The sequence below is a fragment of the Amycolatopsis vancoresmycina genome (assembly GCF_000716785.1).
In the GTDB taxonomy this organism is placed as follows: domain Bacteria; phylum Actinomycetota; class Actinomycetes; order Mycobacteriales; family Pseudonocardiaceae; genus Amycolatopsis; species Amycolatopsis vancoresmycina.
In genome coordinates this window covers 104,842-122,984 of sequence record NZ_JNYY01000010.1, presented here as the reverse complement: position 1 = coordinate 122,984, position 18,143 = coordinate 104,842, and the positions used below count along the sequence as shown (strand labels likewise).

Sequence of the window (18,143 nt, the reverse complement as noted above, 5' to 3'; positions counted from 1 at the left end):
CTTGCTGCGTGCGCCTAGCCCGAATTGCTCATCCCGGTGGTGTCGCGTTCGCCTCGATCGAAGGCGACGGCGACGACGCCCAGGTCCTCGAAATCGCCGAACACCCCTTCGGCCAGCCGAACTTCACCGGCAAGCGGTGGCCGCTGGCCGACGTCCGGCTGCTCGCGCCGATCCTGCCGTCGAAGGTGATCGCCGTCGGCCGCAACTACGCCAAGCACGCGGCCGAGTTCGGCAACGAGGTCCCCAGCGACCCGATGCTGTTCCTCAAGCCGTCGACCACGGTCATCGGGCCCCACGCGGCCATCCGCCGCCCGTCGGGCATCGGCCGCGTCGACTTCGAGGGCGAGCTGGCGATCGTCATCGGGCAGCCGGTCAAGAACGTGCCGGCCGCCCGCGCGGCGAGCGTCATCCTCGGCTACACGATCGCCAACGACGTCAGCGCCCGCGACCTCCAGAAGTCCGACGGCCAGTGGGGCCGCGCCAAGGGCTTCGACACCTTCTGCCCGATCGGGCCCTGGATCGAGACGTCGCTCGACGCGTCCGACCTGGCGCTGCGGAGCGAGGTCGACGGCGAACTCAAGCAGGACGGCCGTACTTCGGACCTCGTCCACAAGATCCCCGAGCTGGTCGAGTTCGTCTCCGGCGTCATGACGCTGCTGCCCGGCGACATCATCCTCACCGGCACCCCCGAGGGCGTCGGCCCGATCGAGGGTGGCCAGAGCGTCTCGATCACCATCGACGGCATCGGCACCCTGACCAACCCTGTCGAAGAGGTCTAACTCCTGGTCGCCGGCTCCATCGGCCGCCGGGCGAACGCCGGAGCGTGCTCCGGCCGCAGCCCGAGGCCGAGGAGCCGGGCCGGGAAGTACGACAGCCCCGGGAACCGCGCGAACGCCTTGATCATCGGCGCCGGCGGGCCGTTGCGCTTGCCGTTCATCACCCCGCGCACCACGGTCCGGTGCATCAACCGCTGCAGGCCCTGCACCAGCAGCGTCGGCGCCAGGCGCCGCGAGCGCACCTTCGCCAGCTCGGCGTCCGTCGGACGGCCTCGGCGCAGCGGCTCGGCCAGCAGCGTCGCCGCCGCGACCGCGTCCTGCACCGCCAGGTTGATGCCCACCCCGCCGATCGGCGACATCGCGTGCGCCGCGTCGCCGATGCACAGCAGCCCGTCGACGTGCCACCGGCGCAGCAGGTTCAGCCGCACGTCGAGGAACTTGACGTCGTCCATCGTCTTCAGCTCGTGCACCCGGTCGGTGAACTCGGGGCAGATCTGCGCCACGTTCTCGCGGAACGCCTCGATGCCCTTGGCGCGCAGGTCCTCGCCCTTCGGCGCCAGGTAGGCGACCTGGTAGAAGTCCGGCCGGGGGAGCGGCACCGCGAAGCGGCGGTCCCGCATCTTCGGCAGCAGCATGCCGCCCTGCTCGCCTTCGCCGCGCGAGAGCCGGAACCACCAGACGTCGAACGGGCAGTCGTACTCCCGCGGCACCAGGCCGGCCTCCCGGCGGGCCAGCGACCAGCGGCCGTCGGCGGCGATCACCAGGTCGGCGCGGATTTCGCCGGTCTCGCCGGCGGTGGTGCGGTAGGTGATGCCCGCCACCCGGCCGTGCTCGCGCACCAGCCCGGTGCACTCGGTCTCCATCCGCTGGACGAACGTCGGCTCCTTGCGCGCGCTTTCGGCGAGCAGGTCGAGGAAGTCCCACTGCGGGACCATCGCGATGTACGGGTGCGCCACCTTCAGCCGGGTGAAGTCGGCCAGCTTCATCAGCTCGCCGTTCTCCTGCGGGAACCCCGCCGCGGTCAGCTCGCTGTGCGGCAGTGCGTGGAACTTCTCGCCGAGACCCAGTTCGTCGAGCAGCGTCAGCGTCGACGGGTGGACCGTGTCCCCGCGGAAGTCCCGCAGGAAGTCGGCGTGCTTCTCCAGCACCGTCACCTCGACGCCGGCGCGGGCCAGCAGCAACCCCGTGACCATCCCGGCCGGCCCGCCACCGATGACGACGCAGGTCGTGCGCTCGGTCATCTCGACCATCTCCCTTATTCATCGCGTGTTGAATAAGATGAGAATGCACCTCGCGGGCACCGGCGTCAAGGGGTGTGACCGGGGATACGCTGATCGGGCGACGGCGTGCCGCGTGCGCCGCCGGTGAACCGAAACCGTCCAAACGCGACAGTTGGTCGGAGGTGCGCCACGGACGGGCGGCGACGGCGGCCGATCGCCGAAGCGCCCTTGTGGACGGAGTGAATCCTCAAGCCGGACAACGGTTTCCCGTGCCGGAGTGGTCGGCACGGGAGGAGACGACAGCGGCGGTGCGCGGTGCCGGATAACCGAATGGGGACGGTTCGCCAACTGGGAGTAGAGCCGGTGCGCCGGAACAGGGGAGCGGCAATCACCTCTTTGGCAGCGTCGCGAACGCGGCGGTTGCCCTAGCCTCACTGGGTGGATTTCGCCGTGGCACCCCGGACCCCTTCGCGAACCGCCCCGCCCGCCGCGGCGGCCTCCGAGCCCTGGGCGCCCCCCGAGCTGCGGCTGGTGTGCCTGGACATCGACGACACCCTCATCGACTGCACCGCGGCGATCCGCCGCAGCCTCCACATCCTCACCGGCCGGGGCGACCTGTGGCCGTTGTGGGACCTCATCACCGAAGAGCACGTCGCCCTCGTCGTCGCCGGCGAACTCGACTACCCGACCATGCACCAGCGGCGCACCGACTGCTTTCTGGCCGAAATCGGCATCCTCGCCGACGCCGAGCAGGTGAACTCGTTCGAGCGGCGCCGAAGAGAACTGCTCGACCACTCCTGGCAGCTGTTCGACGACGTCGTCCCGTGCCTCGAATGGCTCCGCGCGGCCGGCCTGGTCCTCGCCGCCGTGACGAACGCCTCGGGTGCCCACCAGCGCCGGAAAATCGCCGACCTGGGCCTGGCGCCGTTTTTCGACCACGTCGCCATCGCGGGCGAACTGGGGGTGGCGAAACCCGATCCGGTGATGTTCCACACGGTGTGCCTCGGCCTGGACTGCGCCCCGGCCCAGGCGGTCCACGTCGGCGACAAACTGGACACGGACGCGATCGGCGCCCGCGACGCCGGCCTGGGCGCGGTCTGGCTCGACCGCGACGGCATCGGCGAGCGCGCCCCCGAGGGCGTCCACACGGTCGCCGGCCTCGCCGAGCTGCCTGAGCTGCTGGTTTCGGAGTACGCCACGATCGGCGTCCCCGCCCAGCGCGGCAGTGGCACCCCCGCGTTCACCGTCCGGAACGGCGTGCTCTAGTATTTCTCCTCGTGCGGTGCTGAACCGGCCAGCCGGATCGGTACCTCACTGGGGTATGGTGTAATTGGCAGCACGACTGGTTCTGGTCCAGTTAGTCTAGGTTCGAGTCCTGGTACCCCAGCTGCGGAGAGTGACCCCCCTGCAAGCCGGGAAATCGGCTCTGGTAAGTTCTCTCCAGCAAGAAAAACAGAAAAGCCCCTGGGAAACCAGGGAAGATCCTAAGCCCCCGTCGTCTAGCGGCCTAGGACGCCGGCCTCTCACGCCGGTAGCGTGGGTTCGAATCCCATCGGGGGTACCAGCAAGACCGCTGAGCCCGTCTGACCCAGGTCAGGCGGGCTTTTTCGGTTGACCAGCAGGTGCACCGCCCCATCGCGGCTTCGCAGATTCCTTCCCCGGCCGGGGTACCAGCTCGCCCGGCGCGCGGAGAACGGCTGTGCCCGCAGGCCCGCGTCCGTCCCGGACGGAACGGCACGCCGGAGTGCCGGGGTCACCGGCCGCTCCGGACCGGCTCAGGCGGCCGCGCTCTTGCGGGACGAGCGCCTCGGCGGGGTCGGCGCGTCCCCGGCCGCGTGCGCCTGCTCGTAGGCGGCGACCACCTGGGACGAGAGGCGTCCGCGCTCCGAGATCTCGTAGCCGTTCGCGCCCGCCCAGGCGCGGATCTGCTGGTTGCGCTCGCGGTCCGACGTCGTCATCGCGGGGCGGGCGGCCGCGGCGCGGGCCCGGCGGCCGCCGATGCGGCGGCCCGCGCCGATGTAGCGGGAGAACTCGTCGCGCAGGGCCGTGGCGTTCTCGTCCGAAAGGTCGATTTCGTAGGTGACGCCGTCGAGGCCGAACTGGACCGTCTGGGCGGCGGCGCTGCCGTCGATGTCGTCCAGGATCTCGACGAGGACTTTCTGGGCCATTGACTGCTCCTCGGGTGGATGCGTCCAGGAACGTGCGGCAGGTCGGGTGCACAATGGTCGACGTTCTCCCCGGCGAGTGTATCCACAAAGCCGCCGGAAAGGGAAATACCTGCCCGCGCGCGGCGGGGCGGAAACCGCACGATCAGCCGTTCTTCCGGCCGCGTGCGCCGAGGCCGGGGCCGGGATCTTCCGTTGACGGCATTGGCGATCCGGCCCGTTGCGCATTCCGGGGAAACGCCGTGAGGCCGTTCGGCGTAGTCGGTGCCGGAGGCCGGCGAAATGTCACACATTCGCCTCATCGAGTGATGATCGCCGATCCGGTATTCGCCGCGGAAAACCCCGGTCTGTCCGCTGTGGAGGGTGCGGCGAGGCCGCGTGGTGCCTCACCGCAACGCCGGACGCTGCCCGAGCGCGGCCAGCCGGGCCCGCACGCGCCGGGCGTCCGCGGTCCGGTTCTGCGTTTCGAACATCGCGAGCGCGGTGCGCCACGCGGTTTCCGCCGCCGCCGGGTCCGCCATCGCCGCGTGGACTTCGGCGATGTCCACCTGGGCGTTGGCTTCGGCGAATTCGTCGCCGATGTCGTGGTGGACGGGGATGGAACGGCGGAAGCAGCGCAACGCCTCCGCGTACCGGCCCGTTCTCTTCGCGATGTACCCGAGGCTGTGCAGCGCGCACACCTCGTACCGGCGATCGCCGCGGCGGACCAGCATCTCCAGTGCCGTCGTGCAGTACTCCCGCGCCGGCCCGAATTCGCCCAGCATCGCGTAGTGCCGGCCCATCGCGTTCAGCGCATTGGCTTCGTCGCCGTTGCGGCCGATCGACCGGAACAACCGCGCCGCCTGGAGCGCGTAGCCGATGGCTGTCCGGTGGTCGTCGCCCAGGTCCGCCAGGTGCGTCAGGACGCCGTAGGTGTGCGCGAGCGCCTCGGTCAAGCCGTGCTCTTCGGCGATCCGCCGCGCCCGCTCCAGGTGCGCCGCCGCCCCGTCGCGGTCCCCGAGCCGGAGCAGGTCGTAGCCCAGGTTGCGGGCGACGACCGCGGTCGCCGCCGCGTCGCCCAGCTCTTCCGCGGCGGCGAGGGCGCGCCGCGCGGAAACCAGGTCCTCCGCGAACAGGCCCCGCCGCCAGTGGAAGAGGGCCAGCGCCTGGGCCAGCCGCCACACGCGGGGGTGCTCGCCCTGCGCGGCCACCACGGCCTGGATCGCGAGCAGGGCGTCGTGCTCGGCGGCCAGCCAGGCCATCGCGGCGCCGATGTCCGGCGGCGATTCCGGTGCGCAGCCTTCGGCGGGCGGGCCGAGCGCGACCACCTCGGTGCGTTCGCGCAGCACCCGGTCGGCGGCGATCGCGGTGAACACGTAGTGGTCGGCCAGCCGGTCCAGCGCCGCGGCGCGTTCGGCGGCCGGGAGGTCGGCTCGGGCCCGTTCGGTGGCGTAGAGCCCGATCAGGTCGTGCATCCGGTACCGGCCGGGCCGGGGCTGCCCGACGAGGTGGGCGTTCTCGAGCTCCCGCAGCACCTTCGCGGCCTTGGCGGCGGGCCACCCCGCGAGGCCCGCCACCGCCGGCCCGCCGAGCTCCGGAACCGGTGCCGGTCCCAGCAGTCCGCACAGGCGTCGGGCCTCGAGGCCCAGGACGCCGTAGGACGCCGAGAAAACGGCCCGCAGGTTGGCGCTCAGCTCGCCGGCGTCGAAGCCGTCGAGCCGGGCGGTCGTGTCGTGCAGCTCGTCCGCCAGCGCCCGCAACGGAAAGCCGGGGTTGCCGGTCGCGCGGGCCGCGACGGTGCCGAGCGCCAGCGGCAGTCCCGAGCAGTGGTCCAGCAGCTCGGCGACGGCCCCGGCTTCGCGGTCGGCCCTGGCCCGGCCGACGTGCCGGGTCAGCAGCCGCCGGGCGTCGGCGGGGTCCAGGACGTCGAGGGTCACCGTCGCCGCGCCGTGCGTGGCGACCAGGCCGGGCAGCCGGTTGCGGCTGGTCACCAGCACCACGCACGCCGACCGGCCCGGCAGCAGCGGGACGAGCTGTCCGGTGTCGCGGGCGTTGTCGAGGACGATCAGCAGCCGGCGTCCCTCGGTGAGGCTGCGGAACAGGCCGTACTGCGCCTCGGCCGCCAGCGGCAGCGACGACGGCGGAACGCCCAGCGCCTCGAGGAACCCCCGGACCACCGCCTCGGGCCGCGCCGGGGGACCGCTCGCGTCGAAGCCGCGGAGGTCGGCGTACAGCTGCCCGTCGGGGAAGTCGTCCGCGGACCGGTGCGCCCAGTGCAGGGCGAGCCACGTCTTGCCGATGCCGCCCGCGCCGCCGATGGCCGAGACGGCGACCACGCCGTCGGCGGCGGCCGCCCGCGTCAGCTCCGCCAGCTCGCGTTCCCGGCCGCTGAACCGGCGCGGGGGCGGGGGCAGCTGCCGCGGCACCCGGCGGGCCCGCGAGCACCGCGGCCATCAGCTCGGCGCGGTCGCCGTCCGACAGCTCCATCGCGTCGGCCAGCTGCTGCAGCGAACTGCGCTGCGGATTCCGCCGTGTCCCGGTCTCCAGCCCGCGGATCGTCCGGACCGACACCCCCGAGCGCTCGGCGAGCGCCTCCTGGGTCAGCCCGGCGTGGTGCCGGAAGCGCTTGAAGGTCGTGCCCGGCCGATCGTCCACACCGATCTCCCCCTCGGTTTCCGCCCGTGCCACCGGCGGCTCCGGGCCGGTGGTGGCTCCGTCAGTGCAACGCCGCCGGCCGGCCACAGGTTGCCGGTGCGTGGCCTGGTCACGCGGACGGCGCACCGGCCATGATTGCTCCGGCCACGGGGGGACTCAGGCCCCGAGCCAGCGCCGCAGCGTCTCCGCCTCCCGCGGCAGCACCGCCGGGTCGTCGTCCGGGACGAACTCGAGGAGGACGTCCACCGGGCGGCCCGCGACGAGCTCCAGCGCGGGCCGCCACAGCCGCTCGCGCTCGTGCAGGGGGAGGCGGTGCTGCCCCGGCCACCACGAAAAGACGTGGACCGCGCTGACGCGTTCCAGCATCGTGGCCAGGCCGGCGAGCGCGTGTTCCGACGGCGCGTCGACCGGTGGCTGCCAGTAGCTCGACAACGCGTCGTGGCCGACGTCGTCGAGCAGCCGCAGCGCCGCCGCCGGGGTGTCCGCCAGCGTGCCGGAGTGGAATTCCAGTGCCACCGACAGTCCCCGGGCGGCGGCGATCGCCGCCGCCTCGCGCAGCGCCGCCGTCACCCGCGAACGGGACTCCGGGGCCGCGTCCGCGGAGCCTTCGGTGCCGGCCCACACGCGGATCCGCGGCGCCCCGAGCACGGTCGCGGCCTCGGCGAGGGCGTCGAACTCCTCGGTGCCGTCGTGGCCCGCTCGCCAGTACGAGCCGTAGGAGCAGACCGCCAGCCCCCGGGCGGCGGTCCGGGCACGCACCTCGCGCAGGGCCGGTGCCGGGCGCGGGGGAGCGTGGACGTCGGCGCCCCACTCCACGACGTGCAGCCCCGCCGCGGCGGCGATCCGGGCCACCTCGCCGGCGGGCAACGCCCGGAACGTCACCGAGCACAGCCCGATCCGGTCTCGCGGGGTGGTCGGCACGCGGCTCCTCCGGGTAATCGCTTTCTCCGCGAGCCTAGGCGACGTCGTCCGCGGGCGACAAGCCGGAAAGCGCTTTCTTCCGCACCGGTCAGCGCACCCGGCGGACCTCGTCCGGTGCGGCTTCGATGCCCGCGACCTGGACCCAGCCCCGGCCCCGGACGTGCCCGCGGGCCTGCAGGTCCGCCTCCTGGTGCCGGGGAGCCGAACCGGCGTCGTAGCTCTGGACGAGCCCTTCCCCGGTGTCGCCGAAGCTCCACAGCTGGGCGTAGACGGCTCCCGCGTGCCGCCAGCGCGCGTGGACGACGGGCTTGCTCAGCAACGCTTCGAACCACTTGGCGCACTCGGCCGCGAGCTGCTGCGGCGGGCCCGTGACGTCGATGGCGAACCCGGTCGGCTCGTCCGGCAGGGTGTAGAGCTGGTTGTGCAGCAGGTCCCCGCGTGCCCGGTCGCCGAGGACGTGGACACCGAAGTCGCCCAGCGAGACCCGGGCCTCGCTATCGATCAGCGACACCACGGCGAGCAGCGACGGCTCGGTTTCCCCGCGCGCGGCCCAGCTGCCGGCGAACGGGACCGGCCAGCGGCCTGCCGCCTCCCGGAGCGCGGCGAGAAAGGCGGTTTCGCCGGGGGAGAGGCCGGGTGTCTCCTCGTCCTCTTCATAGGGGAACCAGTCGGTCATCCCGCCAGGCTAGGGCCGCCTTCCGGCCGGGCGAAACGCTTTTGCGCCCGGCTGTGCGGGCGACCGGTCCTTCTCGCCGGGCGGGACGGGCTCCGCGCCCGGCTCGTCCGACCGGCGCACCAAGCGCTCCCCGCGTCCGGCCAAGGCGTTGAGGACGAAGTCGGCGACGGCTTCGGGCGGCGGGGTGCCCGTCAGGGTGGCCACGACCTGCACCACGCCGTCCCGGCCGTCGTCCGCGGCGAGCTGCCAGCCTTCGCCGGGGATCCAGCGCAGCAGGTAGTCGCTCGGCTCGGCTTCGGCGGCGCGGCCGGCGAACCGGATGCGGCCGCCCTCGAAGTCGCCGGCCCGGGCGCGCGTGTCCTCCGGTTGCAACCCGAGCTCGGCGGCCACGGCCCGCAGGGGATCGGCCGCCGCCGATTCGTTCGTCATGGCCCGCCTCCCGTCGCAGCGGGGCTACCCGGCCGGGACGGGCGGGAAACTTCGTCCACTGTGGACGCGAGCGGGGGGCTTGACACCCGTCCCTTGTCATTCATACATTGAGTGTCTCTTTGTATGAATGACGGGAGTTGGTCCGCATGCGGCTCGGCAAGACCGCCGTCGTCCTGGGCGGCAGTGCCGCCGGTCTGTGCGCCGCCGGCGCGCTCGCCCCGCACTTCGACCACGTGCTGGTGCTGGAACGCGACGAACTGCCCGCCGGGGCCGGGCACCGGCGCGGCGTGCCGCAGAGCAAGCACCCGCACTTCCTGCTGAACTCGGGGCGGCGCGCGATCGGCGCGCTGTTCCCCGGGTTCGAGGACGACCTCATCGCCGCCGGCGGCCTGCTGCTGATGCCGTCCATGGACGCGGCCTACCTCGACGGGCCGGGCTGGTCGGCCCGCAAGCGCAGCGCCATGACGATGGTCTACGGCTCGCGGATCCTCATCGAGCGGGTGCTGCGGGACAAGGTGCGCGAACTGGGCAACGTCGTCGTCCGCGAAGGAGCGTCGGTGCGCGGCCTGACCACGCACGACGGCGAGATCACCGGAGTCGCGTTCACCGCGGCCGAAGGCGATGAGCACGTCGGCACCGACTTCGTGGTGGACGCGATGGGCCGCGGCTCCCCGGTCGCCGGCTGGCTGGTGGCGGCCGGCTGGCCGGAGCCCGAAGTGCGGACGCTCGACGCCAAGGTCACCTACACCTCGCGCTGGTACGACCTGCCCGCCGAACGCCCCGCCTCCTGGTGGTGGCGGCACCTGGTGATCATGCCGACGCCGGACAAGGGCGACCACCCCGCCGAGCACGAGTACCTGGTCAACTTCTTCCCGGTCGAGGGCAATCGCGTCATCGCGTGCATGGGGTCGTGGGGCCTCGAAATGCCCAGCACCACCGACGCCTTCGTCGAAACGGCCCGCCGGGTCCGGACGCCGTTGTTCGCCGCCGCGATGGACCGGTGCGAGCCCGCCTCGCCGGTGCACCTGACCCGGTCGACCGGCAACAAGTGGCGGCGCTACGACCGTCTGCGGACCCCGCCGCGGCGGCTGGCCTTCGTCGGCGACTCGATCTGCGCGTTCAACCCCTTCTACGCCCAGGGCATCAGCTCCGCGTCGGGTTCGGCGTTGCTGCTGCGCGAACACCTGTCCCGCGCCGGACAGCTCGACGCGGGGTTCTCGGCGCGGTTCCTGGCCGCGCAGCGCAAGCTCCTGCGCGTCCCGTGGAGCCTGGCGATGGCACGGGACCAGGGCTACGCGTGCGCGGCAGGCACCGAAAAGCTGCCCGAGTGGCGGCGGCGCATCGTCGCGGCGCTGTCGGCCCCGGCGTTCAGCCTCGTCGTCGGCGCCGCCCGGGAGGACGCCGTCGTCGACGAGCACTTCGCCAAGGTGTTCAACCTGGACGAATCGCTCGGGCAGATGCTGCGCAACCCCCGGGTGCTCACGGGGCTGCTGCGGCACCGCGTCCGCACGGCGCTGGGCCGGCAGCGGGTGCCCTCCGGGTTCGACCCCCGTGCGGAACCGCCGTCGACGGACTATTCGGCGGCGGTCACGCGATGACCGCGGGGTGCGGGCCGGACGCCGAAGCCGTCACCCGCGGTCTCGGGTTCGGCTGCCACGACGTCTCGGCGGTGGTTTCGGTCCGGCCGCCGTGGGAGCTCGCGCACTGGACGATGCCGCTGCTGGAGCTGCTCGTCGTCGGCGGCGCGGTGTTCGCGCTGGTGCACGCGGTCCGCCGGTACCGGGCGGGCGACCCGGTGAACCTGGCGCTGTGGTGGGCGTCGCTGGTCTACCTCTTCGTCACCGAGCCGCCGCTGTACTTCCCGGAGTGGTTCGGCCTCGACCGCCTGTACGGCTTCATCTTCGCCCACAACCGGTTCACCGTGCAGTTCATGGCGGACCGGCTGCCGCTCTACATCGTGGCGTTCTACCCGGTGATCAGCCAGCTCGCCTACGAGCTCGTGCGCTCGCTCGGCCTCTTCCGCCGGGGCGCGCTCACCGGTTCGGTGGCCGTCGCGTTCGTCTGCCAGGTGTTCTACGAGGTCTTCGACCAGCTCGGCCCGCAGCTGAAGTGGTGGGCGTGGAACCCGGGCAACGCGATCGTGAACCACCCGGCGCTCGCGTCGGTGCCGATGACCAGCATGGTGCTGTTCGCGTCGGTTTCGATGGCGGCGATGACGTACCTGGTCGTGCGCCTGGCCGGACGGTGTCGCGGAGGGGCGCTGGTGCCGCGGATCCTGCTGGCCGGCGTCCTGACGCCGGTGGCCATGGCGGTCGCCGGGATCCCGTCCGGGCTCGCGGGCGAACACACGACGGCGAAGGCCTGGATCCTCGGCATCGAACTGGCGCTGATCTGGCTGGCCGGTGGCGTGGTCGTGCTGCGGCTCTCCCGGCCGGAGCCCCGGTCCGCGTTCGCCCGGTACTACCCGGCTGCCTACCTGGGCGGGCTGCTGGTGTGCTGGATCGGCGCCCTGCCGGGGTACTCCGCCGCCCGCGACGGCATCACCCCGGACGGCACCCCGGTCGGCAGCGGGCTCTACGCGCTCGCCTGCTTCGCCGCGGCCGGGCTGCTGCTGGCTCTGGCGCGGAAAGCACCTGCCGCCGGCTGAACCCGCCGGCTCGGGGAAGATGGACCGCATGGGGCACCACGGATGGCAGGGCAACCCGCCCGGCACCGAAGACCAGGCACGCCGCCGGATCGTTGAAGCCGCGACGGCGTGCCTCGACCGGGCGGGCCTGGCCAAGACGAGCCTTTCCGACGTCGCCGCCGAAGCCGGCGTCACGCGCCAGACCGTCTACCGCTACTTCCCGGGCCTGAAGGACATCCTCCGCGCGGTGGCACTGGCGGGGGTCGAGGAGTTCGCCGGGCGGATGGAACGCCACCTGGCCGCGTTCGGCAGCGCGGCGGAAGCGGCGGTGGAGTCGGTGGTGTTCGCGGTCCGGACCATCCCCGGTGACCCGCGCATGGGCCTGCTCCTGCAGGCGGGCGAAGCCGACTTCTTCACCGACGGGGTCGTCTCCCCGCTGGCCTTTTCCTACGGCGCGCGGATCCTCCGCAACGTCCCGGTCGACTGGGCGGCCGCCGGCGTCACGACCGACGCGGACCTCGACGGGCTGGCGGAGGTCCTGATGCGGCTGTTCCTGTCTTTCCTGCAGTACCCGTCGACCCCGCCGCTCACCGAGGACGAACTGCGGGCCCTGGTCCGCCGGTGGATCGGGCCGGCGTTGCGCGGATAGCTTCGCTGTCGGTGTCCGGACGGTCGCGCTGTGGTTTGCCGGAAACGCTGCTCCGAATGCGATGACAATTCCTGACAACGGCGATCTGTGACGATGCCCACGTCCCGCCGGAATGCCGGACGCGGGCGGCGAGGAGGTTCAGTCCTCGCCGCCCGCGCGGCCGTGAGATTTCCCCAGTGAACTGCGGGTCACCGCGTTACTTCTTGGCGGCGGCGACCTTCTTGCGCGGAGCGCGCTTGCGCGGCGGCGCGGCGGGCGGCTCGGTCTCCTCGACCTGGGCGGCCTCGTAGGCGGAGATCACCTCGGAGGACAGCCGTCCCCGCTCGGAGACCTCGTAGCCGTTCGCGTTGGCCCAGGCGCGGATCTGCTGGTTGCGCTCGCGGTCGGTGGTGCTGGTGGTGGTCGACTGGCCGGTCGCGACCCGGACCTTCCGGCCGCCGATGCGCCGGCCGGCCCCGATGTAGCGGGCCAGTTCGTCGCGCAGGGCGGTGGCGTTCTCGTCCGAAAGGTCGATTTCGTAGGTGACGCCGTCGAGGCCGAACTGAACGGTCTGGGCGGCGGTGCTGCCGTCGATGTCGTCCAGGATCTCGACGAGGACTTTCTGGGCCACGTGAATGCTCCTCAGCTGGATGTGCGTCCGGGAGAACACGACATGTGACAAGTTGCACAATGGTCGGCGTTCTTCGGTGGAGTGTATCCACCCGAGGAGAGGTTCGGCAATTTCCTCCCGCTTACCCGGAACGGACGGCGGCCGAGCGGGTCCTGATAGGACTCGCCCGGCGGCCGCGTTCCGGGCGAAAGGCCGCACCCGCCCGGTTCGCCCGGGAGCGGCAATACCGGCGGAATGGCGGCCCGGGAATCTAGGTACCGGAGGGTGTGGAGCCCTGCTCGCCGTGGTGGTAGGGCGGATCGGTGGCGAGCGCCTCGTCGGCGTCCCCTTCAGCGGGATCGGCCAGGTCGGCCTTCTCGGCGGCTTCTTTGGCCTCTTTGATGGACTGCCGGCTCCGGGCGAGGTCGTCTTCGGGACCGCCGGGCCGGTTTTCGTTCTCGGTCATCGCCACTCCTTGCCGGTCGGACAGGGTTTCCCCCGGCTACCCCGGTGGGGCGGAAGACAACCACGGCGGGCCGATTCGGACGGCGTTCACCCCAACGAGTGGGCGGGGGAATTCTTCGGCCGGGTGGCGGGGGATCGCGTGAGCGGCTGACCGGGACCGGTTCCGGACCGGGGAAACGGCGTTCACCGCGGCCGGCGGTGGTTCCTGGGTGGTTGCGGAGCTGGTGGCGCGAATGCAGGTGGGGGAATGCTCGCGGCCGCATTCGCGGTCTGGCCGAGGAGTGGCGGCGAGCTCGCGCTGGGCGGGGCTTGTTGTTTGGCTCGCGAGGGCGGCTCAGAGCTCGCCAGGACGGGAACAGGCGCCTCGCCGGAACGCATCGCCGGTTGCTGGTGTTGGCTCGCTCAAGGGCTGCCTGGGGCGCTTGTCCGGTGGGGTTGGTGCCGTGGGCTGGATCGCGTTGGTGCTTGCCGGCGGTGGCTCGCGAGGGGCGGCCTCATCGCTCGCCAGGGTGGAAGCCATGCGCCGCCGGAACCGAAATCGCCACCGGCCGGTGTTCCCCGCCCAGGGCCGCCTCAGCGCTTGCCGGCGCGGGAACCGGCGCTTCGCCCACTCCCGGCCCGAAATGCCGGAAGGGCCCCGCACCAGTCAGGTGCGGGGCCCTTCTGAGGTCGCCGGTGTTACTTCTTCTTGGCGGCCGACGTGCGCTTGGCCGGGGCCTTCGCCGCCGTGGTCTTCTTCGCCGCCGCGGTCTTGGTGGCGGCGGCCGGCTTGGCGGCCGCCGTCTTCGCCCGCGTCGTCGTCGCCTTCGCCGTGGTGGCCTTGGCCGCCGTTGCCTTCGGGGCCGCCTTCGTGGCCGTCGCCTTGGTCGCGGTCGCCTTCGCCGCCGGCTTCGCGGCCGCCGTGCGGGTGCGGGTCGTCGTGGAACGCGTGGTGGCCGGCTTGGCCGCCGCCGCGCGGGTGGTGCGGGTCGTCGTCGCCTTGGCCGGGGCCGACGCGGCCGCGGTCTTGGTGGCGGTCGCCCGGGTGCTGGTCGTCGCCGTGGTGGCGCGCTTGACCGGGGTGGCCTTCGGCAGCTTCTTGGTGCCGGAGATGACGTCCTTGAACGTGGTCCCGGCGCGGAACGCGGGCACGTTGGTCTTCTTCACCCGCACGGCCTCACCAGTGCGCGGGTTGCGCGCGGTACGAGCGGCGCGAGCGCGCTTCTCGAACACCCCGAAGCCGGTGATGTTGACCTTTTCGCCCTTGTTGACCGTCCGGATGATGATGTCGACCAGACCGTCAACGGCCTGCGAAGCCACCTTCTTGTCGCCCAGACGCTCCGACAGCGCCTCGATCAGCTGGGCCTTGTTCGTCATTCCAGTCCTCCATAGTGGAACTACTCGTCACGGCCCATCTCGGCCGACACTGCACACGGTATTACCAATACCGCACAAAATCCAACCGGGGGTCGAAATATTTCCTTGTACGGGGGCGGGTTCCGCCCCCGCCGGGGCCTCCCCCGGACGGCGCCCGGAACGCGGCCCGGACCGCCGTCATGCCCCTGAGCAGGCAAAACCCGGTACCCGGGCCGTCCACAGTGGTCGTCCATATAGGACCCGAGGCCCTTCCGGAGAACTTTTCCCGCGACACGCCGGTGCGGGCGTCCCGGGCGTGTGGCCGATGCCACCGGAGCCCGATCCCCCGCAGCGGCCGGGGATCGCGGCCCGCCCGGACGGCGCCCGGGCCGGGGTCTCCCGAGGGGCCCGGCGGGCCCCGGCGGGGCGCCGGCGCGCATGATTGACCGGCGGGGCAGCGAACTCCGCCGCCGCGGGGGCGCACCGGCCGCCGGATGTGCCGACACCGCACCGGGCCCGCCGGTCCCGGAAGGGCCTGCGGTGCCGGAAAGATCGCCCCCGAAGGGTGAGCTCACTCGTTCGGCGCAGTCGTGGCCTGCGGTGACGTCTCCGGTACCGCACGCGGCAACGCCGTGTTGGGCGCGGGACTGTCGTCCCCCCGGGCTAGTCTGCCGCGGGAGGAACCCCCGGGTGCGACAGGGAGAACCGTGGACCAGGAGACGCTCACCACCGTCGTCGGACGGGTGGCCGGCACCGAGGACTCGACGCCGCTGCAGTTCTGCGTGGCGATCGATCCGGAAGCCTATCTGCAGCTCGACGACGTCGTCGTGACCCGGCGGGACCTGCCGGGGCTCGGCCAGGTCACCTCGTACGGCGTCGTGACGCAGGTGAGCGCGCGGCACGAGGGCGCCAGCTTCGGCAGCGACGTCTTCCTGATCTCCGACGGGGTCCTGCCCGCCCAGGTGCAGGAGATCGCCGAGATCGCCACCACCCGCGTCGAACCCGAGTGCTACGTCCCGCCGAAGCCGGGGTCGGTCGTCGAGCGCGCCAAGGGGGAAGATCGCGCGCAGGCGCTGTACTTCGACAACATGACCCGCCAGGTGGCGGTCGGGCTGGGCCGGGACGGCGAACCCGTCTACCTCAACATGGACTTCCTCGACGGCACCCGCGGCGCGCACGTCAGCATCTCCGGTGTCTCCGGCGTGGCCACCAAGACGTCGTTCGCGTTGTTCCTGCTGCACTCGATCTTCCGCGGCGGCGCCCTGCCGAACGCCCACAACGCCAAGGCCCTCGTCTTCTCGGTCAAGGGCGAGGACCTGCTGTTCCTCGACACCCCGAACGTCCACCTCGACGAAAAGCTGCGGGACGAGTACCTCAAGCTGGGCCTGCCCGCCGAGCCCTTCGCCTCCGTCGGCTTCTACGCGCCGCCCACGCCGTCGGACACCACGGGGAAGCCTTACGTCACCGGGCGGACCTCCGGCGTCGGCGCCTTCTGGTGGACCATCGCGGAGTTCTGCGCCCAGGACCTGCTGCCGTACGTCTTCGCCGACGCCGAGGACGAACGCAACCAGTACACGATGGTCATCCACCAGGTCGCGAACCGCCTGCGCCTCGACAGCACCCCGGCCGGCAAGGACGGCGCCGCGAACGTCGACGGCGTCCTGTGCCGCACCTACGCCGAGCTCATCGACCTCATCTGCGAGCGCGTCACCGACGAGGAAACCCGCGCGAGCTGGGCGGGTGCGGTCACCGGGGCGGGCACGGTCAACGCCTTCATCCGCCGCCTGCGCTCGAGCCAGCGCGCGCTCAACGGCCTCATCCGCGGCGACCTCGCCGACCACCCGGCCCGCAAGCTGTCCACGGAGAACCAGCAGGTGACCGTCGTGGACATCCACAACCTCGTCGAGCGCGCGCAGCGGTTCGTCGTCGGCGTGACGCTCGCGGCCGAGACCGCGCGCAAGGAGGCGGCCGGCCCCGGCGGCCTGCTGTTCACCATGCTGGACGAGCTGAACAAGTACGCGCCGCGGGAAGGCAGCAGCCCGATCAAGGAGGTGCTGCTGGACATCGCCGAACGCGGGCGCTCCCTCGGCGTCATCCTGATCGGCGCGCAGCAGACCGCCAGCGAGGTCGAGCGCCGGATCGTCAGCAACAGCTCGGTGCGGATCGTCGGGCGCCTCGACGCCGCCGAGGCCTCGCGGCCCGAGTACGGCTTTCTCCCGGCCAGCCAGCGGGTCCGCGCCACGCTCGCCACGCCGGGCACGATGTTCGTGAGCCAGCCGGAGATCCCGGTGCCGATCGCCGTCGGCTTCCCGTTCCCGGCCTGGGCCACGCGGCTTTCCGAGGCCGGGCAGGTGCCGTCGGCCACGGCGAGCTCGAAGAAGAGCGATCCCTTCGCCGGCCTCCCTTCGCGCGGCAGCGACCCCTTCGGTGACGACCCGCCGCCGTTCTGAGCCCGCCGCGAGCCCACTGCCCACCACCCGAACGGAAGGACGAAGTGTGAAGTTCCTGCACACCTCCGACTGGCACATCGGCAAGACGCTCAAGGGCCGCAACCGGCTCGACGAGCAGCGGGCCGTGCTCGGCGAGATCGTCCGGATCGCGCGGGACGGGCAGTTCGACGCGATCCTCGTCGCCGGTGACCTCTACGAGACGTCGGCGCCGTCGGCGGCCGCGCAGGAACTCGTGGTGCGGGCGCTGATGGCGCTGCGCGAAACCGGTGCCGAGGTCGTCGCCATCGCCGGGAACCACGACCACGCCGCGACCTTCGAGGCGTACCGGCCGCTGCTCAAGGCGGCCGGCATCCAGCTCACCGGTGATCCCCGCCCGGTCCACGACGGCGGTGTCGTCTCGTTCGACGCGCGTTCGACGGGCGAGCGCGTCAACGTCGCCGTGCTGCCGTTCCTTTCGCAGCGCTACGCGGTCCGCGCCGCGGAGCTGCTCACCGGGACCCCGGCGGACAACGTCGGCCAGTACGACCAGCGGGTGCGCGACATCCTGGACCACCTCAAGTCCGGGTTCACCGACGGCGCGGTGAACCTCGTCATGGCGCACCTGACGGTGACCGGCGGCGCGATGGGCGGCGGGGAACGCGCGGCGCAGTCCATCTTCGAGTACCACGTGCCCGCGACGGCGTTCGGCGCCGAACCGCACTACGTCGCGCTCGGCCACCTGCACCGGCGCCAGTCGCTGCCGGCCGCGTGCCCGGTGCACTACAGCGGTTCGCCGTTCGCCGTCGACTTCGGCGAGCAGGACAACACCAGTGTCGTGCTCTCGGTGGAGGTGAGCCCCACCACGCCCGCGAAGATCACCGATCTCCCGCTGACCGCGGGGCGGAAGCTGCGCACGGTCCACGGCACGGTGGCGGAACTGACCGGCCGTGCCGGCGAGTTCGGCGAGGACTACCTGCGCGTCTACGTCCGCGAAGCGACCAGGGCCGGGCTGCGGGAGGAGATCCAGGAGGCCCTGCCGAACGCACTGGAGATCCGCATCGACCCGGAGTTCGCCGCGCCGGTGACGACGTCGGGCGGCGACCGCGCGGTCGCGGACCGCTCGCCGGGGGAGCTGTTCGCGGCCTACTGCGAAGAGCGGACGGTCGACGACAAGCGCGTGCAGACGCTCTTCGCGCGCCTGCACGACGAAGAGACGAGCGGGGTATGAC

At 72.3% G+C, this 18,143-nt stretch carries 16 protein-coding genes, 2 tRNA genes and 1 pseudogene; 9 read left to right on the top strand and 10 right to left on the bottom strand.

The features are described 5' to 3' along the window. Positions 1 to 8: 8 nt before the first annotated feature. Positions 9 to 779, top strand: a complete 771-nt coding sequence (locus OO60_RS25015) for a fumarylacetoacetate hydrolase family protein (RefSeq protein WP_003080716.1) — start codon at positions 9 to 11, stop codon at positions 777 to 779. On the opposite strand, the gene OO60_RS25010 is transcribed toward OO60_RS25015, so the two are convergent. Then, complete coding sequence (locus OO60_RS25010) at positions 776 to 2,026, bottom strand: FAD-dependent oxidoreductase (protein ID WP_003080714.1); 1,251 nt, start codon at positions 2,024 to 2,026, stop codon at positions 776 to 778. The two genes, OO60_RS25015 and OO60_RS25010, sit on opposite strands and share 4 nt — an antisense overlap. A gap of 501 nt (positions 2,027 to 2,527) precedes the next feature. On the opposite strand from OO60_RS25010, the gene OO60_RS25005 reads away from it, so the two are divergent. From OO60_RS25005 to OO60_RS24995, 3 genes are all read left to right on the top strand, one after another. Further along, positions 2,528 to 3,262: an HAD family hydrolase gene (locus OO60_RS25005; RefSeq protein ID WP_003080710.1), complete on the top strand. Its 735-nt coding sequence runs from the start codon at positions 2,528 to 2,530 to the stop codon at positions 3,260 to 3,262. 49 nt (positions 3,263 to 3,311) lie between these two features. Further along, positions 3,312 to 3,383 (top strand) — tRNA-Gln (locus OO60_RS25000). 101 nt (positions 3,384 to 3,484) lie between these two features. After that, positions 3,485 to 3,560, top strand: a tRNA-Glu gene (locus tag OO60_RS24995). Positions 3,561 to 3,771: 211 nt separating this feature from the next. Here OO60_RS24995 and OO60_RS24990 read toward each other — a convergent pair. From OO60_RS24990 to OO60_RS24970, 6 genes and pseudogenes are all read right to left on the bottom strand, one after another. After that, entirely contained in the window at positions 3,772 to 4,164 is a 393-nt protein-coding gene (locus OO60_RS24990; protein WP_003080708.1) for a histone-like nucleoid-structuring protein Lsr2, read from the bottom strand. A gap of 383 nt (positions 4,165 to 4,547) precedes the next feature. After that, a complete protein-coding gene (locus tag OO60_RS24985) occupies positions 4,548 to 6,566 on the bottom strand; it encodes an ATP-binding protein (protein ID WP_051767756.1) in 2,019 nt (672 codons plus the stop codon). A 61-nt stretch (positions 6,567 to 6,627) separates the two neighbouring features. Continuing rightward, a pseudogene (locus OO60_RS48445) lies at positions 6,628 to 6,795 on the bottom strand (helix-turn-helix transcriptional regulator); the annotation flags it as partial. 156 nt (positions 6,796 to 6,951) lie between these two features. Then, on the bottom strand, positions 6,952 to 7,716 hold the full coding sequence (locus OO60_RS24980) for a sugar phosphate isomerase/epimerase family protein (RefSeq protein WP_004559332.1): 765 nt from the start codon (positions 7,714 to 7,716) through the stop codon (positions 6,952 to 6,954). An 88-nt stretch (positions 7,717 to 7,804) separates the two neighbouring features. Further along, the gene (locus tag OO60_RS44665; RefSeq protein ID WP_004559331.1) at positions 7,805 to 8,392 is read right to left on the bottom strand and encodes a hypothetical protein; all 588 of its coding nucleotides are present in this window, start codon (positions 8,390 to 8,392) and stop codon (positions 7,805 to 7,807) included. 9 nt (positions 8,393 to 8,401) lie between these two features. Beyond that, positions 8,402 to 8,821: a DUF6292 family protein gene (locus OO60_RS24970; RefSeq protein ID WP_004559330.1), complete on the bottom strand. Its 420-nt coding sequence runs from the start codon at positions 8,819 to 8,821 to the stop codon at positions 8,402 to 8,404. A gap of 146 nt (positions 8,822 to 8,967) precedes the next feature. On the opposite strand from OO60_RS24970, the gene OO60_RS24965 reads away from it, so the two are divergent. From OO60_RS24965 to OO60_RS24955, 3 genes are read left to right on the top strand one after another with little or no spacing between them, the layout of a single operon-like run. Next, on the top strand, positions 8,968 to 10,419 hold the full coding sequence (locus tag OO60_RS24965) for an NAD(P)/FAD-dependent oxidoreductase (RefSeq protein WP_004559329.1): 1,452 nt from the start codon (positions 8,968 to 8,970) through the stop codon (positions 10,417 to 10,419). Continuing rightward, positions 10,416 to 11,468: a hypothetical protein gene (locus tag OO60_RS24960; RefSeq protein ID WP_004559328.1), complete on the top strand. Its 1,053-nt coding sequence runs from the start codon at positions 10,416 to 10,418 to the stop codon at positions 11,466 to 11,468. Before OO60_RS24965 ends, OO60_RS24960 begins: the two co-directional genes overlap by 4 nt. Before the next feature lie 28 nt (positions 11,469 to 11,496). Next, positions 11,497 to 12,096, top strand: coding sequence for a TetR/AcrR family transcriptional regulator (locus OO60_RS24955; protein ID WP_004559327.1), 600 nt, complete (start codon positions 11,497 to 11,499; stop codon positions 12,094 to 12,096). 196 nt (positions 12,097 to 12,292) lie between these two features. On the opposite strand, the gene OO60_RS24950 is transcribed toward OO60_RS24955, so the two are convergent. The 3 genes from OO60_RS24950 to OO60_RS24940 all read right to left on the bottom strand — a co-directional run bounded on the left by OO60_RS24950 (position 12,293) and on the right by OO60_RS24940 (position 14,506). After that, on the bottom strand, positions 12,293 to 12,706 hold the full coding sequence (locus tag OO60_RS24950) for a histone-like nucleoid-structuring protein Lsr2 (protein ID WP_004559326.1): 414 nt from the start codon (positions 12,704 to 12,706) through the stop codon (positions 12,293 to 12,295). A 250-nt stretch (positions 12,707 to 12,956) separates the two neighbouring features. Continuing rightward, on the bottom strand, positions 12,957 to 13,151 hold the full coding sequence (locus tag OO60_RS24945; RefSeq protein WP_004559325.1) for a hypothetical protein: 195 nt from the start codon (positions 13,149 to 13,151) through the stop codon (positions 12,957 to 12,959). 677 nt (positions 13,152 to 13,828) lie between these two features. Continuing rightward, positions 13,829 to 14,506 carry an HU family DNA-binding protein gene (locus OO60_RS24940; RefSeq protein ID WP_004559324.1) on the bottom strand — a complete coding sequence of 226 codons (678 nt, stop codon included), beginning with the start codon at positions 14,504 to 14,506 and terminating at the stop codon, positions 13,829 to 13,831. Between the two features lie 686 nt (positions 14,507 to 15,192). Between OO60_RS24940 and OO60_RS24935 the strand changes: the two genes are divergently transcribed. Together OO60_RS24935 and OO60_RS24930 are read left to right on the top strand one after the other, a co-directional pair. Continuing rightward, the gene (locus tag OO60_RS24935; RefSeq protein WP_033262177.1) at positions 15,193 to 16,935 is read left to right on the top strand and encodes an ATP-binding protein; all 1,743 of its coding nucleotides are present in this window, start codon (positions 15,193 to 15,195) and stop codon (positions 16,933 to 16,935) included. A 46-nt stretch (positions 16,936 to 16,981) separates the two neighbouring features. Continuing rightward, positions 16,982 to 18,142 carry an exonuclease SbcCD subunit D gene (locus OO60_RS24930; protein ID WP_003102553.1) on the top strand — a complete coding sequence of 387 codons (1,161 nt, stop codon included), beginning with the start codon at positions 16,982 to 16,984 and terminating at the stop codon, positions 18,140 to 18,142. Position 18,143: the final 1 nt, after the last annotated feature.

Excerpts from the sequence above, each read along its gene's own strand:
- OO60_RS25010 (WP_003080714.1), bottom strand. The coding sequence starts at position 2,026 with ATGGTCGAGATGACCGAGCGCACGACCTGCGTCGTCATCGGTGGCGGG.
- OO60_RS24990 (WP_003080708.1), bottom strand. The coding sequence starts at position 4,164 with ATGGCCCAGAAAGTCCTCGTCGAGATCCTGGACGACATCGACGGCAGC.
- OO60_RS44665 (WP_004559331.1), bottom strand. The coding sequence starts at position 8,392 with ATGACCGACTGGTTCCCCTATGAAGAGGACGAGGAGACACCCGGCCTC.
- OO60_RS24970 (WP_004559330.1), bottom strand. The coding sequence starts at position 8,821 with ATGACGAACGAATCGGCGGCGGCCGATCCCCTGCGGGCCGTGGCCGCC.
- OO60_RS24965 (WP_004559329.1), top strand. The coding sequence starts at position 8,968 with ATGCGGCTCGGCAAGACCGCCGTCGTCCTGGGCGGCAGTGCCGCCGGT.
- OO60_RS24960 (WP_004559328.1), top strand. The coding sequence starts at position 10,416 with ATGACCGCGGGGTGCGGGCCGGACGCCGAAGCCGTCACCCGCGGTCTC.
- OO60_RS24955 (WP_004559327.1), top strand. The coding sequence starts at position 11,497 with ATGGGGCACCACGGATGGCAGGGCAACCCGCCCGGCACCGAAGACCAG.
- OO60_RS24945 (WP_004559325.1), bottom strand. The coding sequence starts at position 13,151 with ATGACCGAGAACGAAAACCGGCCCGGCGGTCCCGAAGACGACCTCGCC.
- OO60_RS24940 (WP_004559324.1), bottom strand. The coding sequence starts at position 14,506 with ATGACGAACAAGGCCCAGCTGATCGAGGCGCTGTCGGAGCGTCTGGGC.